17 protein-coding genes are annotated in these 20580 nt (G+C 56.1%); 7 read left to right on the top strand and 10 right to left on the bottom strand.

Annotation, left to right across the window (positions count from 1 at the left end; all coding sequences use genetic code 11):
• Positions 1 to 40: 40 nt before the first annotated feature.
• The 3 genes from putA (ACQE2I_RS11075) to putA (ACQE2I_RS11085) all read left to right on the top strand — a co-directional run bounded on the left by putA (ACQE2I_RS11075) (position 41) and on the right by putA (ACQE2I_RS11085) (position 8758).
• Positions 41 to 3232 carry a bifunctional proline dehydrogenase/L-glutamate gamma-semialdehyde dehydrogenase PutA gene (gene putA / locus ACQE2I_RS11075; protein WP_427028164.1) on the top strand — a complete coding sequence of 1064 codons (3192 nt, stop codon included), beginning with the start codon at positions 41 to 43 and terminating at the stop codon, positions 3230 to 3232.
• Between the two features lie 254 nt (positions 3233 to 3486).
• Complete coding sequence (gene putP / locus ACQE2I_RS11080) at positions 3487 to 4977, top strand: sodium/proline symporter PutP (RefSeq protein ID WP_427028165.1); 1491 nt, start codon at positions 3487 to 3489, stop codon at positions 4975 to 4977.
• Between the two features lie 124 nt (positions 4978 to 5101).
• Entirely contained in the window at positions 5102 to 8758 is a 3657-nt protein-coding gene (gene putA / locus ACQE2I_RS11085; protein WP_427028166.1) for a bifunctional proline dehydrogenase/L-glutamate gamma-semialdehyde dehydrogenase PutA, read from the top strand.
• A 170-nt stretch (positions 8759 to 8928) separates the two neighbouring features.
• On the opposite strand, the gene ACQE2I_RS11090 is transcribed toward putA (ACQE2I_RS11085), so the two are convergent.
• Complete coding sequence (locus ACQE2I_RS11090; protein WP_427028167.1) at positions 8929 to 9261, bottom strand: YqcC family protein; 333 nt, start codon at positions 9259 to 9261, stop codon at positions 8929 to 8931.
• A 312-nt stretch (positions 9262 to 9573) separates the two neighbouring features.
• Here ACQE2I_RS11090 and ACQE2I_RS11095 point away from each other — a divergent pair, with 312 nt between their 5' ends.
• The 4 genes from ACQE2I_RS11095 to ACQE2I_RS11110 all read left to right on the top strand — a co-directional run bounded on the left by ACQE2I_RS11095 (position 9574) and on the right by ACQE2I_RS11110 (position 12571).
• Positions 9574 to 10611, top strand: a complete 1038-nt coding sequence (locus ACQE2I_RS11095) for a DUF3549 family protein (protein ID WP_427028168.1) — start codon at positions 9574 to 9576, stop codon at positions 10609 to 10611.
• A gap of 36 nt (positions 10612 to 10647) precedes the next feature.
• Positions 10648 to 11088: an ATP-dependent zinc protease family protein gene (locus ACQE2I_RS11100; protein WP_427028169.1), complete on the top strand. Its 441-nt coding sequence runs from the start codon at positions 10648 to 10650 to the stop codon at positions 11086 to 11088.
• Between the two features lie 39 nt (positions 11089 to 11127).
• On the top strand, positions 11128 to 12036 hold the full coding sequence (gene rimK, locus ACQE2I_RS11105; RefSeq protein ID WP_427028170.1) for a 30S ribosomal protein S6--L-glutamate ligase: 909 nt from the start codon (positions 11128 to 11130) through the stop codon (positions 12034 to 12036).
• Positions 12037 to 12124: 88 nt separating this feature from the next.
• Positions 12125 to 12571, top strand: coding sequence for a hypothetical protein (locus tag ACQE2I_RS11110; RefSeq protein WP_427028171.1), 447 nt, complete (start codon positions 12125 to 12127; stop codon positions 12569 to 12571).
• Here the strand turns inward: ACQE2I_RS11110 and ACQE2I_RS11115 are convergent.
• The 9 genes from ACQE2I_RS11115 to ACQE2I_RS11155 form a co-directional block, all read right to left on the bottom strand.
• Positions 12568 to 13251, bottom strand: a complete 684-nt coding sequence (locus ACQE2I_RS11115; protein ID WP_427028172.1) for a SanA/YdcF family protein — start codon at positions 13249 to 13251, stop codon at positions 12568 to 12570. The genes ACQE2I_RS11110 and ACQE2I_RS11115 overlap by 4 nt on opposite strands.
• Positions 13252 to 13338: 87 nt before the next feature.
• Entirely contained in the window at positions 13339 to 13908 is a 570-nt protein-coding gene (gene sufT / locus ACQE2I_RS11120; protein ID WP_427028173.1) for a putative Fe-S cluster assembly protein SufT, read from the bottom strand.
• A 36-nt stretch (positions 13909 to 13944) separates the two neighbouring features.
• Positions 13945 to 15210 carry a SufS family cysteine desulfurase gene (locus tag ACQE2I_RS11125; RefSeq protein ID WP_427028174.1) on the bottom strand — a complete coding sequence of 422 codons (1266 nt, stop codon included), beginning with the start codon at positions 15208 to 15210 and terminating at the stop codon, positions 13945 to 13947.
• A 40-nt stretch (positions 15211 to 15250) separates the two neighbouring features.
• The gene (gene sufD, locus ACQE2I_RS11130) at positions 15251 to 16591 is read right to left on the bottom strand and encodes a Fe-S cluster assembly protein SufD (protein ID WP_427028175.1); all 1341 of its coding nucleotides are present in this window, start codon (positions 16589 to 16591) and stop codon (positions 15251 to 15253) included.
• Positions 16588 to 17337 (bottom strand): Fe-S cluster assembly ATPase SufC, encoded by a 750-nt coding sequence (gene sufC, locus ACQE2I_RS11135; RefSeq protein WP_427028176.1) that lies wholly within the window; start codon positions 17335 to 17337, stop codon positions 16588 to 16590. Before sufC ends, sufD begins: the two co-directional genes overlap by 4 nt.
• A gap of 73 nt (positions 17338 to 17410) precedes the next feature.
• Positions 17411 to 18853, bottom strand: coding sequence for a Fe-S cluster assembly protein SufB (gene sufB, locus ACQE2I_RS11140; protein WP_427028177.1), 1443 nt, complete (start codon positions 18851 to 18853; stop codon positions 17411 to 17413).
• A gap of 78 nt (positions 18854 to 18931) precedes the next feature.
• A complete protein-coding gene (locus ACQE2I_RS11145; RefSeq protein WP_035580287.1) occupies positions 18932 to 19396 on the bottom strand; it encodes an SUF system Fe-S cluster assembly regulator in 465 nt (154 codons plus the stop codon).
• Between the two features lie 252 nt (positions 19397 to 19648).
• Positions 19649 to 19990 carry a zinc ribbon domain-containing protein YjdM gene (locus ACQE2I_RS11150; RefSeq protein WP_427028178.1) on the bottom strand — a complete coding sequence of 114 codons (342 nt, stop codon included), beginning with the start codon at positions 19988 to 19990 and terminating at the stop codon, positions 19649 to 19651.
• A gap of 98 nt (positions 19991 to 20088) precedes the next feature.
• Positions 20089 to 20565 carry a YbhB/YbcL family Raf kinase inhibitor-like protein gene (locus ACQE2I_RS11155; RefSeq protein ID WP_427028179.1) on the bottom strand — a complete coding sequence of 159 codons (477 nt, stop codon included), beginning with the start codon at positions 20563 to 20565 and terminating at the stop codon, positions 20089 to 20091.
• Between the last annotated feature and the right edge of the window lie 15 nt (positions 20566 to 20580).

The following is a 20580-nucleotide window of genomic DNA, read 5'->3' on the forward strand; positions in this document are numbered from 1 at the left end:
CTGTTACCCATTCGTACTATTCAGACTATCGGGGGCTTCAATGCTCGATGCCAATAAAATTCGTGACCCAGCCATCTGGCAAACTGACCTTGAGACTCTCTTGACGCGCGTTAGTGACCACTATTTAGTGGATGAAAGCGCCTATGTCAGCGAATTGATCAAGGTGCTGGACGCTGACCGCGATGACTTTGCCCGCATTGAAGCCAACACAGCCGCGCTGGTTGAAGATGTGCGTAAAATGGATACCGCCGTCGACACCATCGACGAGCTGCTCCAGCAATACAGCCTGGACACCCACGAAGGGCTGATGCTGATGTGCCTGGCGGAAGCCATGCTGCGCATACCGGATAAAGCCACCGCCGACGCCCTGATTGACGACAAACTCGGCCCCGCCGACTGGCAAGCCCACGTGGGCAAAAGTGATTCGTGGATGGTCAACGCCTCTACCTGGGGCTTATTGATGACCGGCCGCGTGCTGAAAATGGACCACCCCAAAGAGGGCCAGCCCGCCAACTTCATCAACCGCATGGTCAATCGTATGGGCGAGCCGGTAATTCGCCGCGCCATGTACGAAGCAATGAAGATCATGGGTAAGCAGTTTGTGCTGGGGCGCGACATTAACGAAGCCCTGAAACGCTCCAAGCCACTGTTCAATAAAGGCTACACCTACTCTTACGATATGCTCGGTGAAGCCGCGCGTACCCGCGACGATGCGAAGCGCTATTTTGATGACTACGTCCGCGCCATCGAACAGGTGGGTAAAACGTGTCAAACCTTAAGCGCTAAAACCCCAGCTCCGTCGGTCTCCATCAAACTCTCTGCACTACACCCCCGCTATGAATTTGGCCGCCGCGAGCAAGTGCTGGCTGAGCTGGTCGACACCGTTATCAAGCTAGTCAGCAAAGCGCGTGCGCTAGACGTGGCCATCACGATTGACGCTGAAGAGATTGATCGCCTGGAAATTTCGCTGGAAGTCTTCCGCGCCGTTTACGAAAGTGACGCGGCCAAAGGCTGGGGCCACTTCGGTTTAGTCGTGCAAGCCTACTCCAAGCGCGCCCTGCCGGTACTTCACTATATCAATCGATTGGCTGATCAACAGGGTGACGAGATTCCGCTGCGCTTAGTCAAAGGCGCCTACTGGGATACCGAAATCAAAGAGTCGCAGCAGTTGGGGGTCGATGGTTATCCGGTGTTTACCCGCAAAGCGGGCACCGATGTCGCTTACTTGGCCTGCGCGCAGTTCCTACTCTCAAACGATACCCGCGGGCGTATTTTCCCCCAGTTCGCAACTCACAACGCACACACCATTACGACCATCTTAGAGTTCGCCAACCGCGACACCCGCCCGTTTGAGTTTCAACGCCTGCACGGCATGGGCGAAGCCCTTTATGATGCCGCCCTTGAACGTGCGCCGAAAGGCACCTACTGCCGCATTTATGCCCCGGTTGGAGCGCATAAAGACCTACTACCCTATTTGGTTCGCCGTTTGCTAGAGAACGGTGCCAACTCCTCTTTCGTTCACCAATTGGTCGACCCCGATGTACCGGTCGAATGGCTGTGTAAACACCCCATTGAAACGTTACGCCAGCAAAAGAGCCTAGCCAATCCGAATATACCGCTGCCCAACGATATTTACGGGCCTAAACGGCGCAATTCCCGCGGGGTAAATCTGAATATTCGCAGCCACTACTATCCGTTGATGGAGAAAATGGCTGCGTTTATGGACAAGCAGTACCCAGCCAAGCCGCTGCTAGCGTTCGATGTCACTGACGATGCGGCCAATACCCATCGCGTGACCAGCCCGTTTGACCGCCGCCAAAGTGTGGGCAGCGTACAGTGGACCAGCAAAGAACAAGCCACCAAGGCGCTGGATGCCGCCTGGGCTGCGTTCCCCCGTTGGGATGCCACCCCCGTAGCCGAACGCGCGGCTATCGTGCGTCGCCTGGGCGATTTGATGGAAGCGCATATGCCAGAGCTAATGGCATTATGCTCGCGTGAAGGTGGCAAACTGCTCACCGATGGCGTCGATGAGATCAAAGAAGCCGTCGACTTCTGCCGCTTTTACGCCATGCGCGCAGAGGAAGACTTTGGTGAAGCGATTGTATTGCCTGGCCCTACCGGTGAATCCAACCGCCTCATAATGGGTGGCAAAGGCGTATTCGCAGCAATCAGTCCTTGGAACTTCCCAGTGGCTATTTTCTGCGGCCAGGTGGTCGCGTCGGCGGTAGCCGGCAATACCGTACTAGCCAAACCGGCAGAACAGACCTCGATTGTAGCGCACCGCGTAATTGAACTGCTTTACGAGGCGGGTATGCCCCGCGATGTTGTTCAGTTGCTACCCGGCGACGGCCCCACGGTTGGCAGCGTGTTGACTTCCGACCCGCGGATTACCGGGGTAGTCTTTACCGGTGGCACCGACACCGCGCAAATTATCAACCGCGCCCTGGCGGCACGGGAAAACGCCCCGCTGCCTACTCTGATTGCTGAAACCGGCGGCATGAACGCCATGATCGTTGACTCAACCGCCCTACCCGAGCAGGTTGTGGTAGATGTCATTCAGTCCGCCTTCCAGAGCGCCGGGCAGCGCTGCTCGGCACTGCGCGTCCTGTATCTGCAAGACGACGTGGCCGACCGGGTAATTGAAATTCTTAAGGGCGCCATGAACGAGTTGCGCATTGGCGACCCCCGCGATTTAGGTACCGATGTAGGCCCAGTCATTGACGAAGACGCCCGCAAAGGCCTGCTTGAGCACATCGAAAAACTGAAGGCTGAGAATCGTTTAGTCGCAGAAACACCGATGGCCGCTGAATATACCCAGGATGGCACCTTCATTGCGCCTGTCGCGTTCACTATTGATAGCATTGATGCGCTGACCCGCGAGCAGTTCGGTCCTGTGCTGCATATCGTGCGCTACAAAGCCAGCGAGCTGGGTAAAGTCATCAACGACATCAATGGCCGCAACTATGGCCTGACGTTTGGCGTGCACAGCCGTAATGAATCGTTTGCCGCGGAAATAGCGCAGAAAATGCGCGTCGGCAATGTTTACATCAACCGAAACATCATCGGCGCTGTGGTTGGCGTACAGCCGTTTGGTGGCCAAGGGCTTTCCGGCACCGGGCCAAAGGCCGGAGGCCCTCACTACCTGCAGCGCTTTGTGACCGAGAAAACCATTACCAATAACACCGCTGCTCTAGGCGGGAACGCGTCACTATTGGCGCTAGGCGATGAGTGAATCGCTCATCGGCATTACTAACCTGAACGCATAAACAGGAAACCATCTCATGGTCGAAAATAATAGCGGGATCATTGCGCCCAAGCGGGCAAACCATTTCTCTAACTCTATTGCTGGCGGGCGCTCAACGGGAACCGTAACGGGAATAACAACAGGGATTAACAACAACAAGACGGTGCTACTACCAGGCTATTCTCGGTAAGCACACAAACCTGCCGGAGCTAGCTCCGGCCTGATGAATTGGAGACGTTTTTATGGCTATCGGTGTTTGGATCAGTCTTTTTGCTTACTTTGCGCTCATGATCGCTATCGGCCTTTATGCCATGCGCACATCCACGTCCACATCCGAAGATTACATGTTGGGTGGACGTACCCTAAGCCCCAAAGTGGCAGCCCTCTCAGCCGGCGCTTCAGATATGAGCGGCTGGTTACTGCTGGGTTTGCCCGGGGCGATGTTCGTCTCAGGCTTGGGCTCGGCCTGGATCGGTATCGGCCTGTTCGTGGGTGCCTTCTTCAACTGGCTGCTAGTCGCACCACGCCTGCGTGAACAGACGGTTCACTATGGTAATGCGATAACCATTCCCGCCTTCTTGGCCAACCGGTTCCCGACTCGGGCAATGTCGCTGAGAACGGTATCGGCTATCGTTATCGTCGTCTTCTTCTCGGTTTACACGGCCTCAGGCCTGGTGGCCGGCGGTAAATTGTTCGAAAGCGCGTTCTCCGGTGTTATTAGCATTGGTGGCCTGAGCGATTATACAACGGGCATCATCATTACCTTGGGCGTAGTACTTGTCTATACCGTTGTTGGTGGTTTCCTGGCGGTGAGCATGACGGACTTCGTGCAAGGCTGCATCATGATGCTAGCTCTGGTAATCATGCCCGCAGTGGTGCTGTTTGGTGAAGGCGGCGGCGGTTTCGGTCAGGCCTCACAGACCTTGAACGAAGTCGACCCCACATTGCTATCGTGGACAGATGGCTTGACCTTCATTGGTTGGCTGTCTGCGGTGACCTGGGGGCTGGGTTATTTCGGTCAGCCACACATCATCGTTCGCTTCATGGCCATCCGCACGCTTAAAGATGTGCCTATTGCCCGTAATATTGGTATGAGCTGGATGGCCATTTCACTGATCGGTGCAGTTTCACTGGGTATTTTTGGTCGGGCCTATGCGGTTCGTAATGGTATGAATATTGAGGATCCGGAAACGATCTTTATTATCCTGGCGGATCTACTGTTCCATCCGCTGGTCACCGGTTTCCTCTATGCGGCACTGCTTGCTGCGGTGATGAGTACCATTTCCAGTCAGCTCTTGGTGGCATCCTCATCACTGACCGAGGACTTCTACCGCCTGTTCCTGCGTAAAGAAGCGTCGGAAAAAGAGACTGTCGGCGTAGGCCGGATTAGTGTCATCCTGGTTGGCTTGGTTGCCGCGGTGATTGCGTCTGATCCTAACTCGCAGGTACTGGGGCTGGTCAGCAACGCTTGGGCAGGCTTTGGTGCGGCGTTCGGCCCGGTGATTATCTTGTCGCTGATGTGGTCGCGCACAAACGGCGCTGGTGCAATCGCAGGCATGGTGGTGGGCGCGCTCACCGTTATGATCTGGATCGCACTGGGCTGGAATGGAGAGTTTATGGGTGGCCCCGGTGTTTACGAGATCATTCCTGGCTTCATCGCTTCTTTCATCGCCATCCTGGCGGTGAGCAGTATGACTGCCGATGCCGGTGAATATCAGCATATCGATCACTAGTAAGCGCTCAGGATAAACTCAACGTATCGAGAGGGCTCCTGCGGGAGCCCTCTCGAGGTTTGAGAACGAAGACATCCTAACCGATGCAGCAACGCTACGTGTCGGCTAGCAAGGAGAGACCTGTATGAACGATCATTTGCATAGCGACGTGAGTGATCTACGCTCGCGCATTCGCAGACACTACGACGCCAATGAGGCAGATGTACTGCACGGTCTTGTCGAGCGTATCAAGCTGTCGGAGGATGAGCGCAAAAAAGTCGCCGCCGACGGCGCCAAGTACGTAGAGCGTGTGCGCAAGGAAAGGTCGCCCTCGATGATGGAGGCATTCCTGGCCGAGTACGGGCTCTCAACCACCGAGGGCGTCGGTCTGATGTGCCTGGCAGAAGCGCTGCTGCGCGTGCCCGATGCGGAAACCATCGACGACCTAATCCACGACAAGATCGAGCCGTCTAACTGGGGCGCCCACCTGGGCAAGTCATCCTCATCGATGGTCAATGCCTCGACCTGGGCACTGCTGCTAACCGGCAAGGTACTGGAAGAAGACCCCAAAGGGCCCACACGGGCACTGCGCGGGCTGGTACGCCGCCTGGGCGAGCCAGTAGTGCGTAAGGCGGTTGGCCAGTCGATGAAGATTCTTGGCCGCCAGTTCGTGCTCGGCCAGACCATCGAAGAAGGCATGAAGAATGCCCGCGAACTTGAAAAACAGGGCTATACCTACTCCTACGACATGCTGGGCGAAGCGGCGCGTACCGACGACGATGCCGTTCGCTACCACCAGGCGTATGCCGAGGCGATTACCGCCATCGCCGAGCAGGCCAAGGGCGACGTGCGCGGGAGCCCCGGCATCTCGGTGAAGCTCTCGGCGCTGCACCCGCGCTATGAATACACCCACCGCGACACGGTAATGGCAGAACTGGTGCCACGCGCCAAAGAGTTGGTACAGCAGGCGGCCAAGGCTAATATCGGTTTCAATATCGACGCCGAAGAACAAGACCGGCTGGATCTGTCCCTCGACGTGATCGAAGCGCTAATGGCCGACCCCAGCCTCGATGGCTGGGATGGCTTCGGGGTGGTCGTGCAGGCTTACGGGCGCCGCGCCGCGCCGATGATCGAGACACTCTACGAACTGGCCATGCGATACAACCGCAAGATCATGGTGCGGCTGGTGAAAGGCGCTTACTGGGATACCGAGATCAAGCTGTCCCAAGAGATGGGTGTGAAGACCTTCCCTGTCTTCACCCGCAAGGTCAACACCGATGTCAGCTATATGGCCTGCGCCCAGATGCTGCTCGACCGACGCAACCGCATCTATCCACAGTTCGCGACCCACAACGCCCATACCTGTGCCGCTGTCGTGGAGATGGCGGGCGATGATAAGGGCAGCTACGAGTTTCAGCGCCTCCATGGCATGGGCGAATCGCTGCACCACATCATCAAGGAGTCGGAAGGCACCCGCTGCCGCATCTACGCCCCGGTCGGCGCGCACCGTGACCTGCTGGCCTATCTGGTTCGCCGCCTGCTGGAGAATGGCGCGAACTCTTCGTTCGTTAACCAGGTGGTGGATAGCTCGATTCCACCAAGCGAGGTCTCAAAGGATCCCATTGAAGGCTTTAAGCAGCTCGGCAACGACATCCCAAGCCCCTTGATCCGCCAGCCCAGCGAGCTGTTCGAGCCTGATCGCAAGAACTCCAAGGGCTATCGCATCAACGAACCCGCCTCGATTCTGCCGCTGCTCGATGCGCGCGAAACCTTTGCCGACGCCACCTGGACCGCAGGGCCTATGCTGGTAGGCAACCCTGCACCACAGGGCCCGGCGCGCGATGCCGTCTCCCCCGCCGACGGTACCCGGGTGATCGGTAAAGTGCATGAGGCCACCCCGGAAGAGGTTGCCGCTGCCCTCGACGCCGCCGAAGAAGGTTTCCGCGATTGGTCAGCCCGCCCCGCGTCAGAACGCGCCGCGGTGCTGCGCCGCACCGCCGACCTCTACGAGGAGCACATCGCCGAGCTGACCGTGATCGCCACCCGCGAAGCGGGAAAAATGATGTTCGATGGCATCGCTGAAGTGCGCGAAGCGGTGGACTTTCTGCGCTACTACGCCAACGAAGGCGAGCGGCTGGAGGCGGAGGAGCCCGGTAGCGCCCGCGGCATCTTCGTCTGCATCAGCCCGTGGAACTTCCCCCTGGCCATCACCACCGGCCAGATCGCTGCCGCCTTGGTTGCTGGCAATGCGGTACTCGCCAAGCCTGCCGAGCAGACACCTCTGATCGCCGCCCGCGCCGTCGCACTCATGCGCGAAGCCGGTTTGCCGGAAGCGGCCCTACAGCTGTTGCCTGGGGACGGCCCAACGGTAGGCGGCCCGCTGACCAGCGACCCACGCATCGCCGGTGTTTGCTTTACTGGTTCAACCCCGGTGGCCCAGATCATCCACAAGGCGCTGGCCGAGAACGCCGGACCTGATGCCGTGCTGATCGCCGAGACCGGTGGACTCAACTCCATGATCGTCGACTCCACGGCGCTCACTGAGCAGGCGGTGCGCGATATCCTGATCTCCTCCTTCCAGTCGGCTGGCCAGCGCTGTTCCGCGCTGCGCATGCTGTATGTCCAGGAAGAGGCGCGCGATCGGTTGCTTAGTATGCTCTACGGCGCCATGGACGCGCTCACCATTGGCGACCCCTGGAACACTGATACCGACGTATCACCGGTCATCGATACCGACGCCCAGACCGAGATCAATGACTATGTGGCGGCACACGAGAAGAACGGCAAGGTGTTGAAGAAATTGACAGCACCAGAAACCGGCACCTTTGTCACCCCGGCGGTGGTCGAAGTTGGCGGCATTGAAGATCTTGAACGTGAAATCTTCGGCCCGGTACTGCACGTGGCTACCTTTAAGGCGCGGGATATCGACAAGGTCGTCGATGATATTAACGGCAAGGGCTACGGGCTGACCTTCGGCCTGCATACTCGTATTGACGACCGCGTGCAGCAGATCGTCGAGCGCATCCATGTCGGCAACGTCTACGTCAACCGTAACCAGATCGGCGCCATCGTAGGCTCCCAGCCGTTTGGCGGCGAGGGCCTCTCAGGCACCGGCCCCAAGGCTGGCGGCCCGCTCTATGTGAATCGCTTCCGCCGTACCGCCGACGCTGAGCGCGTTGAGGCGCCGCAGGGGAACACCGTGACACTTGACGATCTCCAATCGGCTCTCGTCGGGCTGGATGCCCGTAACTGGGCGGTACGACCCAATCGGATCGAGGTACTGCGCAAGGCACTCTCCGGCAAAAACGGCGTGATCCGCAAGGCGCTTGCAGAAGCGGCAGCGTTGGATATGACGCCGCAGACACTCCCAGGGCCAACGGGCGAAAGCAACCGTCTGGCGATGTACCCGAAGGGCGTGGTGCTGTGCCTTGGAGCAACCCTGGATATCGCCATTGCTCAAGCGGCGCAGGCCCTCGGCGCGGGCTGTGCAGCCGTCGTGGTCGCGACCGGTGCCGAGCAGGCTGTGAAACCGCTGATCGATGCCGGGGCACCAGTGGCCGGGCTTGAGGGAAGTGTTTCAGCCGAGACGTTGAGCGAAGTCAACGACATTGCGGCGGTTGCCGCCACTGGCAACAGCGGCTGGACCCGTGAGCTGCGCATTGCGCTAGCCAAGCGCGACGGCGCCATCATACCGCTCGAGACTCAGACCATCTCGCCGGATCGCTACGTGGTGGAACGCCATCTGTGCATCGACACCACCGCAGCAGGTGGCAACGCCAGCCTGCTGGCAACGGCTGAATAGGTCGGCGCTTAGGGCTTAGTTATCGGTGATTAGGAGGTGAGCGGCTAATTGATGCCGCTCGCCCTCCTTCGGACTAAGCAAATGGGTTAGATGTTATCCCCAAAAGCCTGCCTGGCAGGCTTTTGTTGCTATGAGCCTACCCACTACTCATTCTTTTCAGCACTTTCCTATCAACTCTCGGTGACTATCTGGTCGACCTTCTCTACCGCCTGAACGATGAGCAGTTGGTGGTGAGCAGGCGTTTTTTCCTGCTGCAAATAGGCTGCCACAGCGGGCGCTACGTCACACTTAGCGGGCATCGCAGCACGGGCATCGATCAAGGCATTTAAACGGGCAATAAACACAAAGCGGATCCATTGCGGCAACGACATGGTGTCGATGCAAAACGGCTGCTGGCTGGCGAACGCTTCTGCATCGGGTGTTGGCATACGCCACAAGTCGGCGGCTTTCATCGAAGCCTCAAGCTCTAAAAGCGCAGTCTGCAGCGGCTGATAAGTACTCATAAATAGGTTTATCACTACCTTGGAAAATAAAAAGTAAGTCGTCCTATCATTATCCCTGCTGCGTGGACAGCTTGCCAATCAAGATCGTTTGAGAATAGTTATCCATAGACCCACAGAAAACCTGCATGAGCCTGTGGATAAACTATGGAAAGGTGTCGCAACGCCTACTCTCATGGGGCTTTCGCCTAGTTGTTTAATTTTTAACCGTACTGTCATGAAGGGGATGTCATTTGAACGATGTTTATCAGCTTCTGCGGCTGACAGTGACCCATCATCAAGGTAGAGTGCAGGCTTGCAACGCGGAAGGATGTCATGCAACCGATTCAAACCCTTGATGAGTTTTTTACCCGCAGTGGTGCCGAGGTTTCCCTTTATCATATGGGCCGCCATGTTGTGGCCTGTCCACGGGAGTCACTGGCTACTTTTGAACGTGGCGAAATGGCCTGGCCAGAGCCATGGCAAGGCCAGGCGCGCTTAGCCATTATGTTTAAGCTCGGCGATATGCCTGAGCCAGCCATTTGGTTTTTAGCCCTGCCGGTCGACGAGCAAGGAATGCTTGCCCCTGCCCAGCGCGATGCGTTTTTAAATCGTCTGCTTGAGACCTTAGGACGCGCGGTTTCTCAAGTGGGCCGTGAGGAAACAGCGGACGTCGATCATTTAATGAAGGATAATCCTCTCGCCTTCACCCCCAGCGTTACCTTTCAAGCAGTACTCAATGCCCGCGCCACCCATGATAGAGGGCTGCCTGCGAGTCAACATTTTGAACCGGTTGACGCCTACCTTAGCGACCAGCAAACCATCGACTGGCAAGCGCTAGGATTACAGGGAATTGCCGATTACGCGATTCGCATGGAACTGCCTGACGCTGAAGCGCTGGCGACGCGAATTGCGCCCCTGCCTACCGCGGTTGTCCACTCCTTATGCTACTGTTTAGAGCACCGATCCTTGCCAGAGGCGTTAGTTTTATCGCTACGCCAGCGTGGTGAAGTAGCCGCTCAACAGGGCGATGTGGAAACGCTGTGTGCGTGTCTTCGCGCAGTAGGCAACACTGAAGCTTTCGAGGTGGGCGGTTGGTACACGGCTTTGCTCAATGATACTGCCGCCTGCGGGCCTGATGTGTTGGCAGCCATTGCCGGGCGCGGCTGGTGGCATCTTGAAGATGCTCAGCGCCTGCCGCTATTTTTACAGCGCTTGGCGGAAGATGAGCGTACCGACTTTGCCGCCGTGGTGCGTGATTTGGCGCTCATACCGCGGCTTCGCTTACCGGTTATGATGGCACTACGCGACGCACCCGATGGCTCCCCTATTCAACGCCGATTAGCCATGATGCTGTCACATAGAAACGCTTAATCTGATGTTGTCACTTTTATTTGTAAGGAGTGAGCCGTGAAGGAATTACCCTATCAGGCTAAAGCGGTTATTGGCCGCCGCGAAATGGTGACGCTACCTGAGCTAGGGCTTCACCTATGCTGCAAAGCAGACACTGGCGCCCGCACGTCTGCTTTACATGCAGAAGACATAGAGACACATGAAGATGAACATGGTCAACTGTGGGTAAGTTTTATTACTCACAGTGGCGGCCCGGCAACGCCGGCCCACCGCTACAGTTTGCACTTGCACGATCGGCGCCGGGTCACCAGCTCTAACGGCCATAGCGAGTGGCGTTATGTTATCCGTACCCCGATGCAAATGGGCGATTTAAATTTTCCTGTTGAACTGACGCTTACTGACCGCAGCAATATGCGCCATCCGATGCTATTAGGACGCCGTGCCATGCGACGCTTACTGGTCGCACCAGGTGCTGCATTTTTGCACGGTGAGCCTTAATCCCTATTGTCGCCTTTACCCAGGCTCGGAGCCCTCTACATGCATATCGCTCTGCTTTCGCGCAATCGCAATTTGTACTCTACTCGCCGCTTAGTTGAGGCCGCAGAGCAGCGTGGGCATACCGCTCGTGTAGTGGATACGCTGCGCTGCTATATGAGCATTACCTCGCACAACCCTTCTATTCACTATAAAGGTCAGGAAATTGAGCACTTTGATGCAGTGATCCCACGCATTGGTTCATCGGTGACCTTTTACGGCTGCGCGTTGTTACGCCAGTTTGAGATGATGGGCACTTACGTTATTAACGACAACGTGTCTATTACTCGCTCGCGGGACAAGCTGCGTTCGCTGCAGTTGCTGTCACGCAAAGGGCTTGGGCTACCAATTACTGGCTTTGCCCACTCGCCCGACGATATTCCCGATTTAATCACCATGGTCAAAGGCGCCCCGCTGGTGATTAAACTACTTGAAGGCACCCAAGGGATTGGCGTGGTATTGGCGGAAACTAACCAAGCGGCTGAATCAGTGATTCAGGCGTTCATGGGTATGAAAGCCAACATTATGGTGCAGGAGTACATTAAGGAGGCGCGTGGTGCCGACATTCGTTGCTTTGTGATCGGCGATAAAGTCGTCGCCTCGATGAAACGCCAAGCAGCAGATGGTGAGTTCCGTTCAAACCTGCACCGCGGTGGTTCCGCTAGTGTGATCCGGATCACCCCTGAAGAGCGCTCCACGGCTATTCGCGCCGCCAAGGCCATGGGCCTGCGTGTTGCCGGTGTCGACTTACTGCGCTCTAACCATGGTCCGGTGATTATGGAAGTTAACTCGTCTCCCGGTTTACAGGGCATCGAGAGCGCTACCGGTAAAGATATTGCGGGCATGATCATTGAACATATTGAAAAAAATGCCACGCCCGCCCGTAAAGCACCGCCCAAGCCTAAAGGTTAAGGCGTTAATGCAAAAATAAACCATTGAGGGGGTGGCAAATCGACGCTGTCACCCCCACAATCTGCGTCACCGAAGGAGGTAGACGCTCATGTTTCTCGATAATCGCCAAGTGGCGATGGACAGCGTATTGGAAGCGCTGGCCGATAGCATTGATTATTTCCAAGACAATATCGAACGCCTGCGACCCTCACTGCGCGACGCGTTAAAGCCGCATTACACGGAACGGCTTAAGCAGATGCGTAAGTTGCAGGAGCTTGCCCGTGCGCATTTGAAAATGCTGCCGCGTGATGCGGACGTCGAACGCGATGACTTTTTATGGCTGTGGAGTCGCCTAAAAAGCTTCGTCGGCAACGATAGTCAGGTATTGATCAATGAGCTATTAGAGCAAGAACGGGTACTGATGCAGGCGCTCTCCTCGCTGTTTACTCACCCTCTACCCGACCCAATTGAGCCGGTAGTCGATGAGTGCATGCAAGAATGCCGTAAACTGATTCGCGAGCTGTATGCGCTGCAAAAGCGTAAAACGCACCGCTAAGGGGCAGTAAAACGCTCGTCCAGTGAGGGAAGGATCAGATCTATTGGTACCCGCCTTTTAAACTCGATCGGTTCCGGTGTGCCTAGAAAATAGGGCTCTCTTTGCCATATGTATAGATCACCCAGGGTGGCCACTCGTGCCGCCCATTCACGCAGTTTCAAACGCCACTCGACGTCTACCGTAGGATCATCCGCAACACAGCCCGTGACATCCATGCCCAACGCAAGGCCAATAAACACCGCGCGGGGAAGGTGCCAGCTCTGAGTCACCAGCAGCGCTTTATCCAACTGAAAAACATCCCGCGCACGCGCTAGCGTGTCATAGGTGCTAAAGCCTGCAAAATCCATGGTTAGCTGCTCTGGCGCTACGCCCCGCCGATAAAGCTCGCGCCACATCGCACGCGGCTCGTTATAGGCCTGGGTGCGGTTATCGCCCGAAAGTAGCAAATGCTCGACTTGGGACTGATCAATTAACGTGGTCGCCGTTCGCATGCGGGCATGAAAGTGGGGATTACGCACGCCGCTGCGCGTCCAGTGAGACGTGCCAAAGACGATTGCCACTTTAGCCGGACGGCACTGCTGTGGTTGACGCTCTATGTAAGCAGCCGTCGTCGCCAGCACCCAAAAATTGCCCGCTATAAACAGCAATGTCGCCAGCAGCAACAGGGCTCCTAGCGACATTAATAAACGCTTTAACCACATCAACACCACGTTGTGCACCCAGCTCCCCAGCGGGACCTTTCCCAGAAGGACTTATCCAAAAAGGACTTAGAACATGCCAAGTTCAAGTTTAGCCTCGTCGCTCATCATGTTACGGCTCCAGGGAGGACTAAAGACAATCTCGGTGTGCACTTTGCTAACCTGTGGCGCACCGAGAATCTTATTGCGTGCGTCTGCTGCAATCACATCGCCCATCCCGCAGCCGGGCGCCGTCAGCGTCATACGAATAGTAGCAATCCGCTCGCCACTGATTAGGCGCTCGATACGGCAGCCGTAAACCAGACCCAGATCAACGATATTGACGGGGATTTCAGGGTCAAAGCAGGTACGCAGTTGATCCCACACAAACTGCTCAAGCTCTTCCTCAGTGGCCGTCTCTGGCAGCGTTGGGCGCGGTAACGACTCAAGTCCCAAGGCATCTAAGTTGCTGCCCTCAATCAAATAGAGGCGCCCTTCAAAACCCACGCTCACCGAGCTACCTTTCGCCTGCATCACGCTCACAACGCTATCTTCAGCCAGCGTTTCAGCACTGCCAAACGGAATGGCAATAGCTTCCACATCGCGTTGGAGCGGTAACTGTTGGCCTCGCTCGAGACTGGCAACTTGCTCAAGATCCATAACTTTCCTTAAATAGGCGCCTTTGAATAATCGCTCTTAGCGCACCATATCAATCACGCGCTGGAGTGCTTCAATAAAGCTATCCACTTCTTCGAGCGTATTATACGCCGCAAACGAAGCACGGCACGTCGCGTCTACCCCGAAATGGTGTAATAACGGCTGGGCGCAGTGGTGGCCGGTACGAATAGCGACACCGAGCTGATCGATTAACAGGCCGATATCTTGCGAATGCGCGCCATCCACCACAAACGAGAGTACACCCGCTTTCTGCGGTGCGGTGCCCAAGATACGCAGCCCATCAATATGGCCTACCGCTCGGGTCGCATGGTCAAGCAGTTGCCCTTCCCACTCACCGATAGCGGTAATGCCTACGCTCTCAACCCACTCCAGCGCGCGGCCAAGGGCAATTACCTCGGCAATCGCGGGCGTGCCCGCTTCAAATTTATGCGGAATGGCAGCAAACGTTGTGCCGGCATCAAAAGAGACGGCGCTGATCATCTCGCCACCGCCCTGCCACGGCGGCATTGCTTCAAGCAATGCCTGCTTGCCGTACAGCACACCCACACCGGTCGGCCCATAGACTTTATGACCCGAAAAGGCATAGAAGTCGGCATCAATGGCCTGCACATCGACCACTTGGTGGGGGGCTGCCTGGGCGCCATCAATCAAAATCAGCGCACCCTGTTGATGGGCAAGCGTTGCCATCTCTTGCACTGGGTTAACGGTACCCAGGGCGTTAGAGACATGATTGACCGCCACCAGTTTAGTGCGCTCGCTGAGCAGCCCACGGTAAGCGGCCATATCCAACGCGCCGTTGGCCTCAACCGGAATCACCTTGATGGTAAACCCAATCTCGGCAGCCAGCAGCTGCCAGGGCACAATATTAGAGTGGTGCTCCAACATTGAAATCAGCACTTCATCGCCAGGCGCTAGGTTGTTACGTCCCCAGCTTTGCGCAACCAGATTGATCGCTTCCGTGGTGCCGCGTGTGAAGATAATTTGACGCACATCCTCCGCGTTGAGAAACGCCCGAACCTTGTGACGCGTGTCTTCAAACGCCGCCGTCGCCTCATCGGCGAGGGTGTGCAGCCCACGATGAATATTGGCGTTATAGCGCGAGTAATAATCGCTAAACACGTCAATCACCTGTTGAGGCGTTTGGCTGGTCGCCGCGTTATCAAAATAGATCAACGGCTTGCCGTGCACTTCACGGGCCAGAATCGGAAAATCCTGGCGCAGACGTGCAACATCAAAGGGTGCTTGCACTTGCGCGGGCGCCTGCTCAATAACGGTATGTGGCATCAGTCACTCCTGGTACAGCCCTTGAGAGCTGGTAGTTGCGCTAGTCGTTAAGTGCGGCCGCCGCTTCGACAAGCCCGGCAAGGTTAAAGCGCTCAGGCAACTTGCCAGCGACGGCTAACTCAACGCGCTCGGCAATTGCATCCAAGGTGACTTTATCCAGTACTTCACCCGCAAAGGCGAGCGTTAACAGGCCGCGGGCAGTCGCTTCATCGATACCGCGCGTGCGCAGCGCATAGATCGCCTCTTCGTCCAGTTGACCCGTAGTTGTGCCGTGTGAGCACTTAACATCATCAGCGTAGATTTCGAGCTCTGGCTTGGCATCGATGTGGGCGCGATCCGACAGCAGCAGGTTCTGGTTACTCTGGAAACCTTCAATCTTCTGACTGTCGCGCTTAACGTAGACTTTGCCGTTAAACACCCCGTGGGCACGGTCATCCAGAATGCCCTTGTAGTTCTCGTTGGAGAACGTCAGCGGCGCATTGTGGTTAACCTTGGTGTGGTTATCGACGTGCTGGCGACCCTGACCAAAGAACAGCCCCAAGAAGTTGGTTTCCGCGCCCTGCCCGTTCAAATCGCTGACCAAGTCGTTGCGCACCAGCGCACCACCCAGGCTCAAGTTGTAGGAGGTATAGCGCGTATCGCGGCCCTGCTCAACGTGAATACTCGCCACGTGCATATCACCCAGTGGCGCTTCCTGCAGTTTGTAGTGGGCCAGGATCGCGCCACGGTCAAGCATCAGCTCGCCAACCACGTTGGTGAAGTTAGCCGCTTCGCTCTCGCCGGTGTAGTGCTCGATCAGCGTGGCCTCGCTACGGCCTCCGGCTTCCACCAACACCCGCGGATGACTCATCACCGGCTGGCCCGCACGCGACAGAAACTGTAGCAGGATGGGTTTCTCAACCACGGCTCCCGGTGCAATGCGCACCACGGCGCCCTCTTCCATAAAGGCGGTGTTAAGTGCCGCAAACGGTGAGAAATCCACCCCAGTCAAACGACCCAGCGGACCACCCACGGCTTCGTGGTTTTCTGCCAATGCTTTGGAAAGCGGCAACACTTGAACGCTTGACGGCAGTGAACCCACATCCGAGAGCGCTGATGAGAAAACACCATCCACAAATGTCAGGCGGTAAGCTTCAATCGGCAGCGTGAGCGCCGCGGCGCTGGCCTGGGAAAACTCAGCGTTGTCAGCGATCGCAAAGTTACCCTGGGCAATCGAGCGCACATCGGTGTATTTCCACTCTTCATCACGGCGAGTAGGAAAACCCATCGCTTCAAAACGCGCGGCACCTGCCTGACGACGGGCGGCAATCCACGTTGGCTCCGCCTGATAGTGCGGGCTACGCGCCTTCAGTGTGTCTAAAAAGGTTTGCGTATCGCTCATGCCACAGACTCCTCGATACCTTCGTAACCATTGGCTTCCAACTGCTTGGCCAGCTCGGCGTCACCGGTTTTGACAATACGGCCATCGACCAGGACGTGAACCTTGTCCGGCACGATGTAATCCAGCAGGCGCTGGTAGTGAGTGACCAACAGAATAGCGCGGTCTTCAGCGCGCAGGCTGTTAACACCGTCGGCGACGATTTTCATGGCGTCGATATCCAGGCCGGAATCGATCTCATCGAGCATGGCGAGCTTCGGCTGCAGCACCAGCATTTGCAGGATCTCGTTACGCTTTTTCTCACCGCCAGAGAAGCCTTCGTTAACGGCGCGCTGGAGGAAGCTGGCGTCCATTTTCATGTAGCCCAGCTTCTCTTTCACCAGCTTCATAAACTCCGGTGCGGGCATTTCGCCTTCGCCGCGGGCTACGCGCTGGGCATTAAGCGCCGCCTTCAGCAGGTAGATATTCTTAACCCCTGGGATCTCCACCGGGTACTGGAACCCCAGCAGCAAACCGGCTTGGGCGCGCTCTTCAATTTCCATCTCGAGCACGTCTTTGCCTTCAAAGGTAATCGTGCCTTGTGTGACCTCGTAGCCATCTTTACCGGCGATGACCGCGGATAGAGTCGATTTACCCGCGCCGTTGGGTCCCATAATGGCGTGCACTTCACCCGCCTTGATAGTCAGGGTCAGGCCTTTGAGGATTTCATTACCTTCGACGGAGACGTGTAAATCATTCACTTGCAACATATTGATTACCTTCTAATTCTGACGAGTCGCTACGGCGACACTGATATAATTAAGTAGTCTAAACGGCTAACGATTAACCTACCGCGCCTTCCAGGGTCACGTTGAGCAGCGCTTCGGCTTCAACGGCAAACTCCATGGGCAGCTCTTGGAAGACGTCCTTACAGAAACCATTCACAATCATGCTGACGGCGTCCTCTTCCGAGATACCGCGGCTCTGGCAGTAGAACAGCTGGTCTTCACCGATTTTCGACGTAGTCGCTTCGTGCTCAATGGTCGCCGTGCTGTTGCCAATTTCCTGATAGGGGAAGGTGTGTGCACCGCACTTATCACCAATCAACAGGGAGTCACACTGGGTAAAGTTACGCGCCCCTTTGGCGCGTGGGCCGATTTTCACCAGACCGCGATAGGACTGATCGCTGCGACCAGCGGAGATACCCTTGGCAACGATATACGAACGCGCACCTTCGCCAATGTGAATCATCTTGGTTCCGGTGTCGGCCTGCTGACGGCCGTTGGTAACAGCGACGGAGTAAAACTCGCCAATGCTCTCTTTGCCGCGCAGTACACAAGAAGGATATTTCCAGGTAATCGCCGAGCCGGTTTCTACCTGGGTCCAGCTAATCCGCGAACGGTCGCCGCGACAGTCGCCACGTTTGGTGACGAAGTTATAGATGCCGCCTACGCCATTTTCATCGCCGGGGTACCAGTTCTGCACGGTGGAGTATTTGATGTAAGCGTCATCAAGCGCAACGAGCTCGACCACCGCGGCGTGAAGCTGATTTTCATCGCGCATCGGCGCGGTACAGCCTTCCAGGTAAGAGACCTGGGCACGGCTTTCGCAAATAATCAGCGTGCGCTCAAACTGGCCGGTGTTGGCCGCATTGATGCGGAAGTAAGTAGACAGCTCCATCGGGCAGGTGACGCCTTCCGGCACGAACACAAAGGAGCCATCGGTAAACACCGCTGAGTTCAGCGCCGCAAAATAGTTGTCCGCCACGGGTACAACCGTGCCCAAATACTGTTTGATCAGCTCTGGATAGTCGCGAATAGCTTCAGAAATCGAGCAGAAAATAACGCCCGCTTCGCCAAGCTGTTTCTTAAAGGTGGTGGCTACCGACACCGAGTCAAATACGGCGTCTACCGCGACACCCGCCAGCGCGGCACGCTCGTGCAGCGGAATACCCAGCTTTTCGTAGGTTTCCAGCAGCTTGGGATCCACTTCATCCAGGCTCTGAGGACGATCTTCCGGGCGCTTGGGCGCACTGAAATAGGAGATCGACTGGTAATCGATCGGTGGATAGTCAAGATGTGCCCATGAGGGGGCTTCCATCTTCAGCCACTGGCGGTAGGCATCCAGGCGCCACTCCAGCATCCACTCCGGTTCGCCTTTTTTATTAGAAATAAAGGCGATGGTGTTTTCATCCAGGCCAGGTGGCAGGGTGTCGCTCTCAATATCGGTGACAAAACCGTCTTTGTATTCGCGACGAACCAACTGTTCCATTTCTTCGCTTGCCATGGTGATACCCTCCGGGCAGTTGGGTGGCGAGGTCATCGCCTTTAATAATAAATTGGGCCTGCTGTACTCACGCCGCTGTTAAGCAGACGCCGCCGACAGGCTGATCGTTTGAATAGGCAGTTGCACCGGCAACTTAATCGGCGCTGTATCGGCTAAATGCGCCAGCGTCACGCTTTCAAGCAGCGTGCGCATGGCCAATGAGACCCGCTGCCAGTTGTCTGCCACACCGCAGGTAGCCACAAGCTCACAATCGCCTTCGGCTTGGCTGCACTCGGTCATGGCGACGGGGCCCTCAATCGCCGCAATAATATCGGCGGCGGTAATCTGCGATGCGGGCCGGGCAAGGCGGTAACCGCCTTGGGCGCCACGCTGGGAAACCAGCAGCCCTGCCCTCACCAGCATTTTGAGCGTTTTACTCACCGTCGGATGGGGCAACTGCACGGCCTCAGCTAACTCTGTCGCTGCATGCGACGCCTGGGGGTGGCGGGCAATTTGCGCCATGACCACCGCGGCATAGTCTGTCAGCCGAGAAAGCTTAAGCATGTCGACTCCCTTTATGTCATCAGTACGCAGCGAATCAAATGGTCGCCACATCAATTGAGTACCATTTTAGTCCTGTATAGATTTGATGTGAAGCCCTTGAGCAAAATGGATAGCAATTTGCGTGCAATCTCGACACGTTCGGCGCTGTTAGCATCAAAAACAATAATCATTGTCATTTATAAAAACTATTAAGAATCTAAAACGAAAAAAAGCCCACGAGAAATTCTCGCAGGCTTTTGGGGTAATACTTCTTTATGCTTTCTTAACGAATTCGGATTTAAGCTTCATCGGCCCGATACCGTCAATTTTACAGTCAATATCGTGATCGCCATCCACCAAGCGAATACTTTTCACTTTGGTACCTACTTTAACCACCAGTGAACTGCCCTTTACTTTTAAATCTTTGATGACGGTAACGCTATCACCGTCGACCAATATATTGCCGTTTGCATCGCGAACGCCTGATGCGTCATCTGCGCCCTCCTCTACTACTACCTTCGACCACTCATGGCCGCACTCAGGACACACATACTGAAGCCCATCGTCGTAGCTAAACTCAGAGGCACAGGCAGGGCAGTTTGGCAGATCACTCATTATAAGGCTCCATCACTTGGCTAACACAAAGACTCATACAAGGGCTAACAAAGCGATGGAGCCTACACGGGTTACGCAAAATGTCTAGCTACAGGGTATTAATCACGCTGATAAGTGCCGACTAAGCGGTTCATACCCAGCAGGTGCGGCTCGACTTCTTTAAGAAGCTCAGCCAGCGTTAGCCCTTCAGGTAGCGAGGTTTGATGATCCAGCGCCAGCACCCAGAAGTAGTAAAGGTGCTTGCCGTGACCTTTTGGCGGCATCGGACCACAATACCCCGTCTCACCTTTATCGTTAGCGCCGACGGTGCCCACAGCGCTCTTTTCAGTTAACTCCTGAACATCGCCCGGCAGGTTGTAGAGCACCCAGTGCACGAAACCGTAGCTGCCTTCCTTAACCAGAGGTGCGTCAGGATCATGGCAGATCACCGCAAACCCTTGGGCTCCTTCAGGCGCACCCTGCCACGCCAGCGCAGGCGAAACATTTTCCCCTTCCCCGGTATGCTTGGCTGGAATCGCTTGATGGTTCACAAACGCTGAGCTGGTAACGTTCATTGATGAAAGTGCAAATGCCATACTTCTCTCCTTGAT

The organism is Halomonas sp. H2, from assembly GCF_050215315.1.
Classification (GTDB): Bacteria; Pseudomonadota; Gammaproteobacteria; order Pseudomonadales; family Halomonadaceae; genus Vreelandella.

Bases quoted from the DNA above. Each gene is read 5' to 3' on its own strand.
- putA (WP_427028164.1), top strand. From the start codon at position 41: ATGCTCGATGCCAATAAAATTCGTGACCCAGCCATCTGGCAAACTGAC.
- putP (WP_427028165.1), top strand. From the start codon at position 3,487: ATGGCTATCGGTGTTTGGATCAGTCTTTTTGCTTACTTTGCGCTCATG.
- putA (WP_427028166.1), top strand. From the start codon at position 5,102: ATGAACGATCATTTGCATAGCGACGTGAGTGATCTACGCTCGCGCATT.
- ACQE2I_RS11090 (WP_427028167.1), bottom strand. From the start codon at position 9,261: ATGAGTACTTATCAGCCGCTGCAGACTGCGCTTTTAGAGCTTGAGGCT.
- ACQE2I_RS11095 (WP_427028168.1), top strand. From the start codon at position 9,574: ATGCAACCGATTCAAACCCTTGATGAGTTTTTTACCCGCAGTGGTGCC.
- rimK (WP_427028170.1), top strand. From the start codon at position 11,128: ATGCATATCGCTCTGCTTTCGCGCAATCGCAATTTGTACTCTACTCGC.
- ACQE2I_RS11110 (WP_427028171.1), top strand. From the start codon at position 12,125: ATGTTTCTCGATAATCGCCAAGTGGCGATGGACAGCGTATTGGAAGCG.
- ACQE2I_RS11115 (WP_427028172.1), bottom strand. From the start codon at position 13,251: ATGTCGCTAGGAGCCCTGTTGCTGCTGGCGACATTGCTGTTTATAGCG.
- sufT (WP_427028173.1), bottom strand. From the start codon at position 13,908: ATGGATCTTGAGCAAGTTGCCAGTCTCGAGCGAGGCCAACAGTTACCG.
- ACQE2I_RS11125 (WP_427028174.1), bottom strand. From the start codon at position 15,210: ATGCCACATACCGTTATTGAGCAGGCGCCCGCGCAAGTGCAAGCACCC.
- sufD (WP_427028175.1), bottom strand. From the start codon at position 16,591: ATGAGCGATACGCAAACCTTTTTAGACACACTGAAGGCGCGTAGCCCG.
- sufC (WP_427028176.1), bottom strand. From the start codon at position 17,337: ATGTTGCAAGTGAATGATTTACACGTCTCCGTCGAAGGTAATGAAATC.
- sufB (WP_427028177.1), bottom strand. From the start codon at position 18,853: ATGGCAAGCGAAGAAATGGAACAGTTGGTTCGTCGCGAATACAAAGAC.
- ACQE2I_RS11145 (WP_035580287.1), bottom strand. From the start codon at position 19,396: ATGCTTAAGCTTTCTCGGCTGACAGACTATGCCGCGGTGGTCATGGCG.
- ACQE2I_RS11150 (WP_427028178.1), bottom strand. From the start codon at position 19,990: ATGAGTGATCTGCCAAACTGCCCTGCCTGTGCCTCTGAGTTTAGCTAC.
- ACQE2I_RS11155 (WP_427028179.1), bottom strand. From the start codon at position 20,565: ATGGCATTTGCACTTTCATCAATGAACGTTACCAGCTCAGCGTTTGTG.